Here is a 16,380-nt window from a genome sequence, read left to right as displayed (position 1 = left end):
GGAGCATCTTTTAGTGCAGAAGTACCGCCGCTGCTGTCGGCGACAGAATGAGAGTGCGGGATATTGGTTTCCCGTGAATGTCGGTCCAAACACCTTGAGGTAATTTAAACCGCAGCACAGCTTTGGATGAAGCGTTCACAACTACCAACCCCTTGCTGTACATTCGCATCATTGCGGCGGTGTTTATCTGTACCGCCTCCGCCACCGGATGCCCGACGGGCGGATTGAGAGTAGCAGGATAACGTAACTGCCGACTGGGATCGCCATCGTGAATCACGCCCAGAACACTCTGCGAACCTTTCGCCAGCAGGAAATTGGCGACGATCCATTGAGCCTCGTCATCGTCCAGCAGATCCGGGGGGGCACAGCTTTTGTCGAGATCCACCCATGGTATGCGCGCTGCTGCCCAACGTGCCAAATCCATTCTGCTGTGCCAACGATCATCGCTTACCCGCTCCTTGCAATTTCGCGTGAAGCCCGCTTCCAGCAGCCATATGTCCGCCGACGCCACCAGCTGCCGGACGCTTCTGGCATCGTCGCCGTCGATCTTTGCGTTGAGAGCCAATCTGCCACCTTCGCGATGGAGCCGGTCGCGTAGCCATGCAACCCAATCCAGCACGGAGGTCGCATAGTCAGGATCGATGGTTTTGCCGCTAAAAAACGGTGACCAGTGTCCTTCTCGGTAGGCTCCGCAACGGCCGCCCAGGTTGCGTAGGCTCACATTGTCGAGCGCAATAACCTTTTCCCCTCCTGCAAGCGCAGGCATCATGTACGTTTTGAACAGATAATCGCGGACGCGGGGGTTCGTGACATCAACCGGCATGTAACTACCCCATCTATAAGTGTAGGTCGTTGCAGGGGTCTTTCCATCACACCGATAGGCCACGGCATCTGCAAGGTTACTTTGGAACCATGTTATATCGTGGTCTCGATTTAAATCCCGATCCATTGGGTAGTATCTGCTGCCGAGCCACCCTTTGCCGCTCTTCCCGCCCCAAATGAATGCTATGCTGCCACCACTACGGGTAAGGTCTATAGGCCTTTTTTCCGTTATCTGGGCGAATGTCACACCATCCTGTGTCGGTAACGGCAAAATCCATTCTGTGGGCAACGTCTGGAGCCGATCTTCGGCGCTATTGGCAGTTTGTTTGGCGCCAGCAGGCGATATGCAAAAACCGGCCAGCATCATCATCGCATGGCTAATAAGAGCAAACCTTCGCGACACCTTGATCTTGGCTTTCGAAATTTCTGACGGACTGCCTAAAGGGCCTCGACGGTTTCTGCCGAATGTCGGAAGGAAACTCGAATATAGCTGATTGCCTATTTGCCGTTTCCGATCTTGCCAATCGTCGAATTGATCATTGGCCCTGATCCCTCCAAGCCTGCCCTTGAGCGGGCATACTTGATGCACCTTGTCCATTGCGCAAGGGGTTTGTCGTGGTTATGGGGCTGGTCTTGCGATGCGGCAACGCAATTTTCTGCAGCGGATACGGCTGGACCTGTGAGGGCCGTGGCTCGATCAACCCGGGATTCTGATACAATTCACATGTCTGCGCGTTTCGATTGTGTCGCCACAGCCACTCCCCGTACATTACCTCAAGCCTCCTTGCCGATCATGCGGCCAACGGGCGGCGCGCAGGTGAAAACTCGCAGAATGTGTTGGAGCGTCATTGTCGCGCTGACAATTCTGCTTGCAGCCTGTGCCCTCCCGCGCAGTGGACCCTCCTCCGCCGATTTCGCCCGCGCCGAACGTGAAAGCTCTATTCGTCTCGTCGAAGCGACCATGGCAGACGCCGCCGCAAGCCAAAGCAATGTTGATGCGAGCTTCGTTCCTGATTGGATCGCGGCGCCAGAAGCGCAAACCGATCTTATCGGTGCTGGGGATCTGCTGTCGATTGGCTTATCGGAAAATGATGGACTCAACTTGTTCCCGTCCAACGGGCAAGGCACGTTTCGCTTTGATGGCTTGCCGGTCGATCCGTCTGGTGCAATCCAGTTGCCTTATGTTGGGCAGGTGCGTGTTGCCGGGTTGACCCCACTGGATGCCCGAGCGGAAATCCTGAAGCGACTTCGCCGCATCGTGTTGAGTTCGGACGTGACCGTCGTTGTGAAGGAAAGGCACAGCCGCCTGCTTTCCGTGCAGGGCGACGTGACGCATCCCGGAATAGTGCCGCTCGGGCCGGAAACCACTCGTCTGAGCCGATTGCTCAGTATAGCAGGGGCTGCTCCGGCCAACCAGGAATTGGCAACGGTCACAGTGCGCCGAGGTTCTGTTAGCAGCTCTGTTCCGCTGGTAGACATCTATGAAAGACCTGCGCAGGATATCGCCATGCAATCGGGTGATGTCGTGATCGTTCGATACACTCCGGCCATGGTGAACGTGCTAGGTGCAGCTGGAATGCAGGGTCGCGTGCGGATCACGCGGCGCAATTACAGCCTAGCGGATGCGGTGGCCGATGCCCGGGGGTTGAACGACTCGGCGGCAAGTCCAGGGGGCGTCTATCTGATGCGGTTGGGAGAAGCGTTTGGCACAACCACGATGATACCTCATGTCTATCATTTTGATTTTCGCGACCCGGCGCAGATTGCGGTGGCGAGCGCATTTGCTGTCCGTGATGGCGATGCATTGCTGTTGTCGAACGCACCGTTCGCGCAGTCTCACAAGATCCTGTCCGCGTTCAGCAGCGTCATGAGCACCGCACGGTCAGCGACCTACGTAGCGCCCTGAGTTCGGCACCGTGAGCAATGACGACCGCATAGCCAAGTGGCGTGCCCGCCGCGAAGCGGAAAGGGCTGCTAAAGCCACTCACGGCGATCTGCCTACGGAACTGGCGTTGGTGGCGGCGACTGCCGAACCTCTCGTGTCCGGCGGCGATCTGGAATCCGACACAGTGCTCACGTTTGCATTGGATAGCCTGCGGCGCCTTCCGCATGAAACGGTGGGGGACCGCCGTCAGATCTACGATGCGATCGCGCGCGGTATCGAGCGTGGGATTGAGCAGATAGATCCTCACCCGGATTATGCCGAACTGCGCCGCCGGCAATTGCGCACCATCATCCGTCTGTTGGAAGCGGATACGCGCAGTGGAATCGATATCTATGTGGCAGGCTTCCGTCCGACTGGTTTTACTGAAGGCGTCACGCCGCTATTGACCGGCTACCAGCGGCGTAAAGTACGCAGCGATGCGGAGAAGATCAGCCGCGCGCGGCGTGAAGCCTTACTGGCGGACGAAGCCTATACTATCGCCATTCCGGAGGACGAGGAAGGTGACCTCATGCATCTCCGCGACCTGATGGTCCGCATCGATGCCGCGCGGGCGCCTCGATCCAGCCACCCCATGCACATGAAGATGCGCGCATGGATCGCCGTGCTACGTTACCAATTTGCATTGTTGCGGGCAGAAAGCCGTCTTGCAATCGTGTGGACGATGGTGGGGCCAGCAGTACTCATGGGCTTGATCTCTGCAGGCTATTTCCTCAGCGGAATATCTTCGGTCCTCAACATGGATGTCGCGACCTTTGCCATGACCGGGGCTACGACGTGGATCATGTTCCGAACGGTGATTTTCCGCAGTTCAATGTCGTTTCACGCTCATCGAGCTTTGCTGAACATTCACCCGATCACGCCATCGATGATCGGATTAATGCAGGGCCTGGTGCAGATGCTGGCCTACGCGGGTGCATTCGTGGTCCTGATCGGCGTAGGATATTTGGCCGGTTTGTTTAGCCTTCCCCATAAACCACTGGCCGTTGCGTTCTGGATCGTTTGTATGGGGATCGCTGCCGAAGCGATCGGAATTATCTTCGGCGCCCTTGCCGTAGTCTGGCACTATTTTCCCCGTTTCGCTCCGGCAATCGAACGCTGTATGCAAATATTCTCCAGTGTCATCCTAGTATCTGAACAATTACCCGACAGCTATCGACCCATCGCTCTTGGTTCTCCTCTCGCTCACGCAATGCAACTCATGCGGCAAGCCTATTTTGAGAACTACACTTCTGATGATGCTAGTCCCGTCTACTTCTTTACAGGATTGGCAATAACGATTCTGATCGCCTTCATGTCGCAATGGATCGTGCGTTCGCGGGTAGTCCCGGCCTGATCATGATAGACCTGCTTTCCCTATCGGACGACGTCACCGTTCATGGTCGATCGATTCATTTATTCGACAATCTGGATTTCCATCTGGAGCCAGGGCGCTATGCGTTGCTTTCAACCACGCCTGAGCTTCGCCGTTCCGTACTGGATGTGCTGGCCGGTCTTCGGCCGCCGCGCCGGGGCCATGTACGATGCACGGGTTCAGTATCATGGCCGATCGGGCGCAATGGTATCGCCAGCGGTAAGGCCACCGGGCAAGACGCCATCGAACTGATCAGCGCAATTCATGGTTTGGAATATCCCCGAGCCTGCGAATTGGTGAGCTTGTTGGTGCCCAGACCTGACTATCTCGATGAGCCATTCAATACTTGGCCGCAATACGTAAAGCAGGAGTTTAATTTCGCTTTAGGGTTATTGCCGCAATTTGATCTTTATGTGATTGATGGAGCAATTCCATTCGAGGAATCACGATTTACTCGAATGTGGCAGTCGCTATTTGAAGATAGGCTGGTCGGCAAGTCTTTGATCCTGTCGACGCCAAGGCAAAAGCAAATGCTGGACTATTGCACGAAAGCTTTAATTTACGATGGCATGGATTTCACCGTCGATGATGACCTTGAATCATGCATAGAACGCTATCCTGCGCATTCGGTCAGGGAAGAAATGGGGACGAGCGCGAGTGCAGGAAGCAGCGATGACGCAGAATTCTTTTTCTAACGGGCAGGAAGTTGCCACTCCAGCCCAGTCACGCGCTCTCGTTCTGGCCCATGAGGTTCGTGCAAGGGCCTCGCGCGAGCGGCGTAATCGGAACTGCCTTATCGGGGTGCTCCTTATCGGGACGTTTGTGGCGGCGATGGGATGGGCAACATTGATTGAAAAGCCGCGTTTTGCCGCAGAATCACGTTTCTCGGTTCGCGGCACCAACGTCATGCAAGCCGGTGCAGCTGGTGCGACCGGCTTCCTTGCCACGGGTTCGGGGGCAGCCGGTGCGGGCTTTGTGGACGGTTTCGCCGTCAATGACTTTCTTAAGTCTCGCGATAGTATGCTACAGCTTGCAAAACGCGTTGATTTGCCCCGCATCTTGCATGTGGATCCTGCCGCGGGAAGTGATGTGCTTTACCGTGCTTACGGCGAGGCAGTATCAGTCAAATTCAAAATGGTGGAGCAGGAGAACGTCGTCGAAGTTTCTGCCTACTCGCCAGGTGATTCTCGTCGTATGGCAGAGGCACTTCTTGCCCAGGCACAGCTATTCGTATCCCGGATGGACGATCAGGGCGTGCAAAATACTTTAGACGTCGACGCTCGGCAATTGGGTGCAGCACAGGACAAGGCGATTGCCGCAGCCAATGCTGTTGCGGCATGGCGAGCAGAAAATCACAATATAGACCCCGAAGCCGAAGCCTCCATGGTAATGACCATGATCGGTCAAATCGAACAGGAATTGAATACTGCGCGCATCAACTATGCAAAGGTGAAGGCGTTCGACAATCCTGATCATCCGATGCTCCAGACTGCGCGAATGCAGGTTTCAGCACTTGAGGCTCAACTGGAGCAGGCGCGCCAACGATTGGCGGGTAGCAGCACTTCGCAGGCAGCGCGGCTGCGGACATATACAGAACTCAAGAACGCCCAGACCTTTACTGACAACAATCTTGCCGCGGCCAGGGACGCCTATCAGCAGGCCTACCGTGAAACGACGCGCCTCCGTCGCTACCTGACTGTCATCGCTCGTCCTGTGGCTTCCGATAGGCCAACAAGCCCCGATTTGCCGATGGTCGCGATCGAAGCATTACTGGCAGGGGGTGTGCTGACTTTTCTGTTGATGCTTGGTCTCAGCCTGTTTCGTGGCGGGCGAAGGTAGCCCTTCAAGTCCCCCTGGGTGCCAGTTCCGCTTATGAGGCAAGGTATTCGAGCGAAGGCCTAGTTGGCAGTGAAATTCCTTGACGATCGACGCGATGACCCTATTAGCTCTCGCTAGAGAAGCTAAACAAAGTAGTAACGGATAAGAACGATGGCGCTTGCGTGGCGCCATGTCCTACATCCAAACCCTTTGTTGGTGGGCCTCGTGATATTTCCTCCGCATTTCCTGCAAGGAAATGCCACGGTAATCTGATTTTGATTTGAATATATTCAACTGCGAAACTATGACCTCAAGTAAAATTTCCATTACTCCGATTGGTACCTGCCGCATCAACACGCCTTTGAAACGTGGTGCAGCACGCTATCCCATTCGTTTGGACCTGCAGCGGATCTATGGTTTTACCCATACCAGTGAAGAAGCCGTACAGCAGCTTAGCTATCGACTTGGTGAGCGCACGTTTCCTCAAGAAGTCGAGCCGATCCTGTTCAGGCCAGGTGGACCGCGTAGCGCCACTGCTGCAGAAACCGTTTTGGCAGACCTAACCATTGTGGAAATCAGTTCTGCCAAGGCTTATCGCATCGATGGCGTGGCGGTTCAGGCGAACTACCTAATGCGGCATTTTGGCGATATTTTCGCATCGGCGGCCCGCGCGCGTAAGTTCTGGAGCCTTGCAGGTGGGGCAGATCGCGAGGCTCTGCGCGTTTTCCTGAGCCGCGATCGTGCAGTGAGTCATCTGTCCGAAAACGATCGCAGCCTTCTCGAACGCCTTTCGGTGACGCAGCAAGGCTACGATGAAATACTGGCCGACATGGCGAGACTGGTAGATGTCGTTGGCAAAGATCGCCTGCTCTTTGTAACCCATGTCAATGGAGTGCTGCCCGATGGTAACATCGTGCCGGCTCGAAACCAGCTCATCCGCTGGGTTAAGAAGGCTGCGCAGCATCTAGACACGGCGCTGTTCGACCCCACCGAACTGATGCGCGAATTTGGACAAGAACGCGCCATGGAGCGTGATGGCCTCGACTTGACGCATTTCACCAACCCTTTCAGCGATAAGTGGTATGGCTGGGTCCAACAGCACCATGTGCTTCCGCGTATTGCAGAAGGCGATCTCGATGCCACTGACGATGGTGCATCGGAAGCCACGCTTCTTGCAGAGAATATCGCTGCAGCCTTCGAATATGATGACTTCTTTTTAGCGTCGCGCCAATTATTCGCCGCCTTGAAGAAGCATGGTGACAGCGTCGCTTTGCAATTGTTGCACGGCATGGTGCTTTCGCAAATCGGTGACCATCAAGGAGCAGCCAATACCCTGTTCCGGCACGTCGACTCTCCTGAAATGACCCCCGAAATTCGCCAGGCTCTTGCGAAAGCTCTGCTCGAAACCGGAAATTGGGAAGGGGCGCTAAACCTTGCATACCAGTTACTGACCAACGAATACGAAAATGAACATATTTATCATATCGCTGGTCTCGCGGCTGATAGGCTTGGGCGAATGGAAGAGGCCCTGCGTTACCGCAAGCTGGCCTTTCGCCTCGATCCCGCTAACCATGCCGCAGGCGTGTGGGTGCTCGATCAATATGGGACTTTAGGTAACACTGATCAGGCAGCAGGCTGGCTGGAGGAGATGTTGGACATCCTCGACAGCCGCCAGACTCCGGGGCTGGGCCGTGCGGTGTCGGAATGGGCAATTGCCAACCGTGATGCACAAGCCCTCACTCGGGCCTTGGCGACCTTGGCGCGGATTGACAGTGGTTCGGTTCCCGCTTTGCTTGACGAGGCTGTCCACAACGGGATGGAAATGGCGCTGGCAAATATCGCCCCAGTCATCATGGCGATGCCCAATCTCAGCGACAAGACGGTGAAGGCGCTGCGTTTGCTCGCGTCTGAATGGAGCGAACGATCCGAACTGTTGCTGCAGCAGGAACTGCTGGGCGAGGCCTTCGGTCTTGCCAGGGCGTCGCTCGCAGTAACGCCGGACTTGCGCAAGGCCGTTCGCGTGAAGCGCATGGCTACCAATAGTCTCAGGGAGAAGGCGCGGGATGCATCCGATGACGCGGGCGTCGTCGCAGTATGTCGCGATGCAGGCGAAGCAGTTTTTGAGCAGCAAGCTACCGTACTGCTCTATGCCCGCGCACTTGGCGCGCTGGATCGCCATGCGGAGGCATTGTCGGTATTGAAACGCGCCGTGGCGCTCTACCCTGATGATCTAAGCCTGCGCGCCGATCTGGCGCATATGGCCGGACTGGCAGGAGAGTTCGCTCTGGCCTTGGGGACTTACGGTGCGCTTTCCGAAGAACGCGAAGCCGACATTGAGCGGTATTCGGTTCGACTGACCCGTTTCCTGAAAAAAGCTCCGACCGTGGGTGTCAGGCATATCCGCAATCTGCTTGGGTCAGGTCATTATGCAAATGCCGTTGATGTCTGGCAGCTTTTGCGGCGATATTCCGACCGGCTTGATGTGATTGATACAGAAGCGCTGCGGATTATGAGCCGCCTACGCACCCGTCTGCGCGAAATTGACGCCGAAGGTGGTGAATCTGAGCCGCCTCACGAGATCGTGAAGCTCATGCTGCTGATTAACCCCGATCAGCCGTCGGTTCTGCGCCGTGCGGCGCTTGAAGCCATGCGCGCTGAAGCCTTCGATGAAGCGGTCGCGAAATGGCAGCGTCTCGATCAGGTCTCTCCCGGCATTCCCAGCACTGCCGCCAATATCGAACGCTGTAACGTCCTTGCAGGGAGGCAGGCGGCGCGTGCAGCGCGGCGCCAAGCCAGTTCGCCGTCCTTGGCGACTTGACGGACCACACCAGCAATCCCTTGAAGGAAGTGCCGATGAACTACAAGGATACGGTCGAGGCAGACCAGAGCCTCGCCGACCCCTTTGTGCTTGAAGTCCCGAGCGAGGATGTCGCTCCCGCTTCCAACCACGAAATGGAAATGCTGGTCGGTCCTATGCCGACAGCGGATAGGCTCGTGCTCGCAAAAGATGCCTTGGCACGGCGAGCGTTTGACGAGGCGGAACGTTGGCTTGATCTGACATTCCTGCCCGCTGACGCCCCCGTCGAACTGGCAATCGGGTGGGCGGAAACGTTGGCAAAGATGCCGCCCTACAAACTTGCCGATGAATTGTTCGAGCGGCTGATGAGCCATCACCCAAGCGAGCGCAAGCTGTTCTTTACGTATGCGCGTCGCCTTAATGGTCGTGGGCTTCTGATGCGTGCGGCTAAAGTCCTGCGGGAAGCTCCGGTTCCCGCTCGAAACCTTGCACAAAACGCATTTGCTGCACGGGTTTTCCGGATGATCGATTTGATTTCGCGTCATGAAGGGCGCGAACTTGGCATCGATGAAGATTGCCGGATCTTGGCTATGAAGCATGCCATCATCAGCTATCGCGACCGTTCAGTGCGCGCATTGCCGAAAGATCGCATGGGCCGGCTTGCACTCATAACCGGCAGCCTTGGTCCGGGCGGCGCCGAACGGCAGCTTTCGCGTACGGCGGCGGAACTGGAACTGGCGCGCTGCCGCGATGGACATGTCGGCGGAATACCTATCGACGCGCAGGTCGAAGTTATCGTCCGCTCTCATGGCCCCGAACGTCAGCACGATTTCTATTTGCCCGATCTTGTCGCCGCAGGCGTCAAACTGTCGCAGATTGATCAGATGGACCCTACGGCAGCGGCCGATCTCGCAATCGACGATGCCGACCTTGCCCTGCTGCTGGATTATCTTCCGGCAAAGGTAGCCTACGGCCTTCGCCGTCTGGTGCCTCATTTTCGTCAACGCGACACGGATGTGGTTTCCATTTGGCAGGATGGAGCATGCCTGTTTGCCGGATTGGCGGCGGTCGTGGCGGGTATCCCCCGGATACAACTGGTCATTCGCGGCCTGCCACCGGTAGTGCGCAAGCACATGTTCCAGCCGGAATACGAAACTATGTACCGTGCGCTGGCGGAAATTCCCGGCGTTGAATTCGTGAGCAACAGCAAAGCGGCGGCTGCCGCTTATGCACACTGGTTGGATCAGCCTCTCGAACGCTTCGAGATCGTCTATAACGGCGTGCCACGTATGGACACGACAGGCACGCCCGATCTTGAGACCGAATGGCAGGACTTCGCAGAAAAGACGGCGGATGCGACCCATACTATCGGTGGCGTGTTTCGCTTCGACACAGACAAACGCCCGCTGACCTGGATCCGTTTTGCCGCCCGCTACATCCGCAGATATCCTGATGCGCGGTTCTTGCTCGTGGGTGGTGGCCGCTTGCTTGATGAAGCGGTGGATCTGGCTCGCGGGCTGGGCGTTGCGGACCGCATCCATTTTGTCGGGAGGTCTGTGGCCGTTGGCTACTGGATGAAGCGGATGGATGTGCTCGTCCTCATGTCCAGCTTCGAAGGCCTGCCCAACGTTCTGATCGAGGCGCAGTATCTGGGCGTGCCAGTCGTCTCTACCCCTGCCGGGGGTGCCTCGGAGTGCTTCATCGAAGGCGTCACCGGCCATCTTCTGGGCTCTGCCAACAAAACCGATCTCGAAGAGGCGTGCGAGAAGGTTGCGGCTTTGCGCGGGCGGGCACAAGATCCAGCGATTTTTGAACCGGCATCACGCTATTTTCTAGAGAAGAACTTCGCTGTTTCCGGAATGCTCGAAACTTTCCTGCGTGTGGCTTGCAAGGCCGCTGGCTGATGGACATTGCCCTATTACCGAATGAGGCCGCGCAAAGGTTTGCGCAGGCAGCGAATGCCATTCGCAAAGGCAGGTGGAGGGAAGGGCTCGATCTTGCGGCATCGCTGTCTATGCCGGATGTGGGCCCGGGTCCCGAGACTTTCGTGTTGTTAACGCTGGCCCGCATAAGGCTGGGTGAAGCTACCGTGTCCAGCATCAACACCGACATGGTTCGCGCTGCAGGGCAATCAGCGGACTTGCGACGCCTTCTGGTTACGCCGTTGATCCAAAACCAGTGCCTCGAAGAAGCTGCCGACGTCCTTGCCACGATCGCCCTTGCTTTGCCCCCTGCTCGGGCCGAACGCCAACAGAGGGCTGGGTTGCTGGCCCGCGTGTCGCGCTGGGACGAGGCGATCGCGTTGATCGACGACCTTCTGGTGGAGTGCGAAGACGATATCTCCCTGCGCACTTCTCAGATACAATATCGCCTTTCCGCCGGTCGACAGAAAGAAGCTGGCGCTATCACGCGCGCGATGGAACACGTGCCAGGCGATGAACGCTTGGTCAACGTCATGCTCCTTTCGCTTCTGCGCGAGCGCGATTACGATGGCGCTGCGACACTGGCAACGCGCCTCGATACGTCTCGGATCGAGAGTCCATTGCTTGCTGGAAACATCGTACAGGCCCTGTTCCGAGCACGCCACTATGACGCGGCGATAGCGGCAGGAGAAGCCTTTGTCCTGCTTGGCATTGATGGGCCGGTGCTCCGTAGCCATCTGGCACAGGCCTGGTACGAAGGGCAGCAAGGCGACCAACGTTTCGGCAAGGCCATCGCACACCTTGAGGTCGGCGTCAGGCAGCAGCCCGAAAACCTCAGGATGGTATCCTTGCTGGGCCAGGTTCTGTTGCGCAATGGCAATACCCGTCGTGCTCTGCCTTATCTGGAGCAGGCCGTAGCGATGCAGCCCGCCATGGCCGAACTTCGCGCGCTCTATGCACGTGCGCTCAAGCAGCTTGGCGACTACATGGCCGCAGCCGAACAGTTCGAAGCTGTAATGCGCAACAGTCCTCAAAGCAGCGGGCGGTGGCACCGGTATGTCGCCGGGGCCATGGCACAGGCTGGCCGCGTTGAAGAAGCGGGCGATCTGTTCGATGCCTGGGTAGCGCAGCGCTCTGCTACCTTGCCTGCATCCTTCGATGCCGGCCTCGCAGCCTTGTGGAACAGAGTGGATGATGTGCACATTCCCGAAGCGCGTTTGAACTGGGCCTGGGGCTTGCGGTCCCCCGATTGCCCGCATGATAGGGCTGAATTCGACCGTCGCGCGAAATGGGGGCATCTGGCCGACCTCTACCTACTCGACTGGCTGGAATGTCGGGACGACCAAGTCGATGAGGCGATGCAGCACCTCTCGGAAGAGCTTGAGCACGTCGAAGCATTCATTATCGAAGCGCGTGCCCGTGCTCCAGGCAAGGGCGTGGTCTTCGCCTCCGCCCATGTCGGCGCCATGTACTTCGGACCGCTGGCTCTGGAACTCATTGGCGCCCGATCGCGGTGGGTTGCATCGACGCCCAGTGTCGCTCGTACCGCTTATACGGAGAACCTGATCTCTACTAGCGATCAGACAGACACCCAAGTCGCCCGAGCATTTATGCAATCCCTTCGCCAGGACTACATCGTGGTTATCGCGGCTGATGGCGCCATCAATCTTGCTGCGCCGCGTATTACGTTTGAAGGATGGGACATCACCTTTTCGGAATTTGCAGCGCGTACTGCGCACCGGATGGGCTCCTCTTCCGCGTTCGTCGCGCCGGTTTGGCGGGACGACAACCGTCTCGGCTTTGTTCTGGAGCATCTCCCGATGCCTGATGATGGCGAGACTGCGGATGATTACGCGCAGCGCTGGCGTAGCGCTTATCTCCGCTGCCTGCGTGCCTTCCTTGCGACCAAGCCTGAGAACCTACGCATTGCTGGCGGCATTTGGCGCCACATCCGATAGAGGCCAGACCTTTGCGCATTGCCCTATTGACCCGGTCCTATCCTGCGGACGACGATCTCTATAAATATCCGTTCGTTCATCGCCGCGTGCTGGCCTACAAGGCAGCGGGCCATGATGTGAGGGTCGTGCGGTTGGGCGCGGCCGCATCTGTGCATGTCTTCGAAGGCGTTGAATGCCTTACCGTACGCCCTGTCGATTTCGACTCTGCGGTATTCGGGTTTGCCCCTGATGTCGTAGCCGTTCATGGTCTCGACGAAATGCAATGGCCGGCGATCGCGTCATTGAACGGCCGTTTGCCAGTTTGCGCATGGCTGCATGGATCGGAAATCCCCAGCATCCTGCGCGCCAAGGCGCTGCTGCTTACAGAAGAGGTCGAACGCGAGCACGCGCTGGAACTGACCAGAAAACGTACTGTGTTCTGGCAGGCTGCCCTTTCCCCCTGGCCTTCTGGACTGCGCTTCGCATTCCCTTCCCAGAGTGCGGCAGCACTTTTCGCCGAAGATGTCGGGGCGGGGATGAGAGGCGATCGAACAAAAGTAATCTCAAATCCAATAGACACCATCCTGTTTCCCGCAAAGCGCAAGATGCCGGAAGATGCTTTGCGCATTCTTTCGATCCGCCCGCACGATTCCTGGGCTTATGCAAACGACTTGGCGGTGAAGGTCGTACTTGTACTGCAGCGGCACTCTCGATTTACCGAGATGCGTTTCACTTTCGTGGGCGATGGCCCGCTGTTTGATGAAACTTTTGCTCCTTTGCAGCACTTGTCTAATGTTACTATTAGGCGTGGCTTTCTGCGGCAGCAGGATATCCCGTTGGAACATGCCACGCACGGTGTCTTTCTGGCTCCCTCTCGGCTCGACACGCAAGGGGTTTCACGCGACGAAGCGATGTCGTCTGGGCTTGTACCCGTCACCAACCGCATTCATGCTATCCCGGAATTTGTCGACGGCACGTGCGCTGGTCTGGCCGCTCCCGAAGATGTGGCAAGTATGGCCGATGAAATTGCCTGCATGATCGATCAGCCTGAGGTCTTTCTGGCGCGCAGCCGCGCTGCAGCTTCGCGCGTCCGTGCACAATCCGCGCAGGCGCTGGTTATTCCGCGCGACCTTGAATGGATGCAGCAGGCCGTCGATGCACATCGCTGAATTGAACGCCGTAACCGGTGACGATCTGGGTAGTGACCTGCCTCGGCCGGATTTCTATATCGCGTCGATGGGCCGTACCGGCAGCACCATGATTGCCAACTGGCTGACCCTGCCGCCCGAGCAGATTGTACTCATCGAACCCTTCCTTTTCGCGCTCAAGAACCCGACGATGCTGCGTACTCAACTGGAGAATCTCGGCCTTGGCGCTACCGACGCGGAATGGGGTTTCGCTGACACCACTTGGCGGGGCCGCTTCCGCCGCTTGCTTGCTCCGCGCCTTGCTGGCCGCCGATGGGCATTGAAGGAAGTCCTTGCGGCTGAACATCGCCCTGTGCTTGAGTATTTTGCCCCCCCCTGCGTAGTCGTGACTGTTCGCGATATGCGGGACATTGCTGCAAGCTTCATGGAAAAGCATCGCATTCAGGACAACCTTCACCGCTTTGATGATACGTGGGTGCTTTCCTATTGCCTGCGCGAAGCGCAAGAGATCGTCGAATTGTGTGAATTCCTCAGTAGCAGAGGGACTCGGTGGCGCGTGGTACGGTATGAAGATTTCATAAGATCGGACGCGGATCGGGCATCATTGGCGGAGTTTGTCGGTTGGCCCGGGGGAGGCGAAGTTGGCCGCCATCTTACACAGTTGGGTCGCGGTTTCGAAACTGAACGCCACGGGAACGCCATCAATGCTGCTTCCCGCCGGTGGGAGGAGCGCACGCTTCACCCTCTCGAACGTGCTTTTGCGGAACGCATCGCAGCCGAATGCACGACCTATCAGACTTTTTTCGGCTACTGAACCTGCTTGCACCTGACAGGTCCGTCGCGCTGCACGTCGGACCTGTTAGGATGGATCATCACGTCATCTGCCAGGGTCTCTCATCAGAGAGACCAGTACTGATACTCTCCAAGGAAATCTGCCGGGTTGAGCGCCGACTTGAGATCGACCAGCAGGCCGCGCGGATTTAATTTGGAGCGAATGAGCGCCGGCAGGTCGTTGAGGTAGGCGTGATGCGGCACCGCAATGATGATTGCATCGAGATCCTTGACTTGATCGCAATCGACCAACTCGATGCCGTATTCCTCATGCATCTGCTCTATGGGGGCATGGGGATCACTGGCCATTACTTGCATGCCGAACTTCTTGAGTTCGAGAACAAGTTCTGCCGCTTTGCTATTGCGCACGTCAGGAACGTTTTCCTTGAAGGTTGCGCCCAGCACTCCGATGCGTGCACGACGGATGGGAAAACCGTGCGTGGCTAGCAATTGCAACACTTCGGTGGCGATATAGCGTGGCATGCCATCGTTGATGCGCCGACCTGAAAGAATTACTTCAGGATGGTATCCAAGCTGTTCTGCCTTAGAAGTCAGATAATAAGGATCAACGCCAATACAGTGACCGCCGACGAGTCCGGGGTTGAAACGAAGGAAATTCCATTTCGTGCCGGCTGCTTCGAGTACGTCTGCCGTTCGGATTCCCGCTAGTCGAGTGATTTTCGCCAGTTCGTTCATCAGCGCAATGTTCACGTCACGCTGCGTATTCTCGAGGACCTTTGCCGCCTCGGCGACCTTGATTGACGAGGCCCGATGCACACCTGCATCGATAATGGCTTCGTATTTGGCGGCGACGATTTCCAACGTCTCGCTGTCTTGACCGGAAACCACCTTAACGATGGCCTCGATCGGATGTTCCTTGTCACCTGGGTTGATGCGTTCTGGGCTGTAGCCCAGTTTGAAATCGGTGCCAGCTTTTAGGCCGGAAGCCGCTTCGAGTTCAGGGGCGCATATCTCCTCGGTGGCACCGGGATAAACAGTAGATTCGAATACCACGATAGCACCTGACTGAAGATTCGCCCCGACAGTACGGCACGCAGCGCGCAAAATGGCAAAATCTGGAGCCCGATTGTGATCGACTGGCGTTGGCACTGCAACAACGATGAAGTCTGCTGCCTTGATATGTTCCGGGTTGTCAGTAAAATCTATGTTGACGTTGGCCAGCTGCTCGGACGTCAATTCCCCCGTGTTATCGTGCCCGTCACGTAATTCGGCAATTCTTCGCTGAGAGACGTCGAATCCGATGACTTTTTCAAACTTTCCAGCAAAAGCATGGGCGACCGGAAGACCTACGTAACCGAGGCCCACAACGCATATTGATGACGACACGATTAGTACTGCACCTCAACAATGTTAACGGTAAATTTTCGAACTTAGTTAATTTTTTAGTCAAATTGCTGGATCATTTTATCGCTCGAATAGCCTAACGTAGCTAGAATAAATCTAGAATGCCGCAATTTCAGCAATCTTTTGCAGCGCAACATTATATAATTAAAAGAAATATAGTGATCCGCAAAACCCCGCAAGGGCCATACCGCCTCAAACAGAAATTGCAATTAACTTTCTTGCACCGCATAATTTCGTGGAGCATAGGCGATCCGAGCGGTCGGGATAACCAAAAACTGTCATGGGCGATTTCGTTGCCTTCTGGGCAGCTTGCAAATCGCAACTCCCATGCAGGTTTTGCCGAAGGCTGGAGAACTTACCCACATTTTGAGTGGCTTAATGATCATTAAGACGGGGCTTACCAAACACTGCATTCTTGTAAATTAATCCATATAATTAAAATTC

Annotated in this window: 11 protein-coding genes; 9 read left to right on the top strand and 2 right to left on the bottom strand. The window is 56.5% G+C overall.

The genetic code is table 11. The features are described 5' to 3' along the window. Positions 1–10: 10 nt before the first annotated feature. On the bottom strand, positions 11–1,420 hold the full coding sequence (locus EDF58_RS10185; RefSeq protein ID WP_132265019.1) for a hypothetical protein: 1,410 nt from the start codon (positions 1,418–1,420) through the stop codon (positions 11–13). A 126-nt stretch (positions 1,421–1,546) separates the two neighbouring features. Between EDF58_RS10185 and EDF58_RS10180 the strand changes: the two genes are divergently transcribed. From EDF58_RS10180 to EDF58_RS10140, 9 genes are all read left to right on the top strand, one after another. After that, the gene (locus tag EDF58_RS10180) at positions 1,547–2,728 is read left to right on the top strand and encodes a polysaccharide biosynthesis/export family protein (protein WP_165921370.1); all 1,182 of its coding nucleotides are present in this window, start codon (positions 1,547–1,549) and stop codon (positions 2,726–2,728) included. A gap of 10 nt (positions 2,729–2,738) precedes the next feature. Beyond that, complete coding sequence (locus tag EDF58_RS10175) at positions 2,739–4,100, top strand: ABC transporter permease (protein WP_132265015.1); 1,362 nt, start codon at positions 2,739–2,741, stop codon at positions 4,098–4,100. Positions 4,101–4,102: 2 nt separating this feature from the next. Next, complete coding sequence (locus EDF58_RS10170; protein ID WP_165921369.1) at positions 4,103–4,813, top strand: ATPase; 711 nt, start codon at positions 4,103–4,105, stop codon at positions 4,811–4,813. Then, a complete protein-coding gene (locus EDF58_RS10165; protein WP_132265011.1) occupies positions 4,791–5,957 on the top strand; it encodes a sugar ABC transporter in 1,167 nt (388 codons plus the stop codon). The genes EDF58_RS10170 and EDF58_RS10165 overlap by 23 nt, the downstream gene beginning before the upstream one ends. 283 nt (positions 5,958–6,240) lie before the next feature. Further along, positions 6,241–8,754 carry a hypothetical protein gene (locus EDF58_RS10160; RefSeq protein ID WP_132265009.1) on the top strand — a complete coding sequence of 838 codons (2,514 nt, stop codon included), beginning with the start codon at positions 6,241–6,243 and terminating at the stop codon, positions 8,752–8,754. Between the two features lie 35 nt (positions 8,755–8,789). Then, entirely contained in the window at positions 8,790–10,637 is a 1,848-nt protein-coding gene (locus EDF58_RS10155; RefSeq protein WP_132265007.1) for a glycosyltransferase, read from the top strand. Further along, complete coding sequence (locus EDF58_RS10150; RefSeq protein ID WP_132265005.1) at positions 10,637–12,613, top strand: tetratricopeptide repeat protein; 1,977 nt, start codon at positions 10,637–10,639, stop codon at positions 12,611–12,613. Before EDF58_RS10155 ends, EDF58_RS10150 begins: the two co-directional genes overlap by 1 nt. Positions 12,614–12,624: 11 nt before the next feature. Continuing rightward, complete coding sequence (locus EDF58_RS10145; RefSeq protein WP_165921368.1) at positions 12,625–13,761, top strand: glycosyltransferase family 4 protein; 1,137 nt, start codon at positions 12,625–12,627, stop codon at positions 13,759–13,761. Beyond that, positions 13,748–14,554, top strand: coding sequence for a hypothetical protein (locus EDF58_RS10140; RefSeq protein ID WP_132265002.1), 807 nt, complete (start codon positions 13,748–13,750; stop codon positions 14,552–14,554). The genes EDF58_RS10145 and EDF58_RS10140 overlap by 14 nt, the downstream gene beginning before the upstream one ends. An 83-nt stretch (positions 14,555–14,637) precedes the next feature. On the opposite strand, the gene EDF58_RS10135 is transcribed toward EDF58_RS10140, so the two are convergent. Beyond that, positions 14,638–15,897, bottom strand: coding sequence for a nucleotide sugar dehydrogenase (locus tag EDF58_RS10135; RefSeq protein WP_243654162.1), 1,260 nt, complete (start codon positions 15,895–15,897; stop codon positions 14,638–14,640). Positions 15,898–16,380 lie beyond the last annotated feature (483 nt).

The sequence above is a fragment of the Novosphingobium sp. PhB57 genome (genome assembly GCF_004342985.1).
Lineage (GTDB): Bacteria > Pseudomonadota > Alphaproteobacteria > Sphingomonadales > Sphingomonadaceae > Novosphingobium.
Note: the sequence above shows the minus strand (reverse complement) of the source record. Positions and strands in the feature narration are given on the sequence as shown.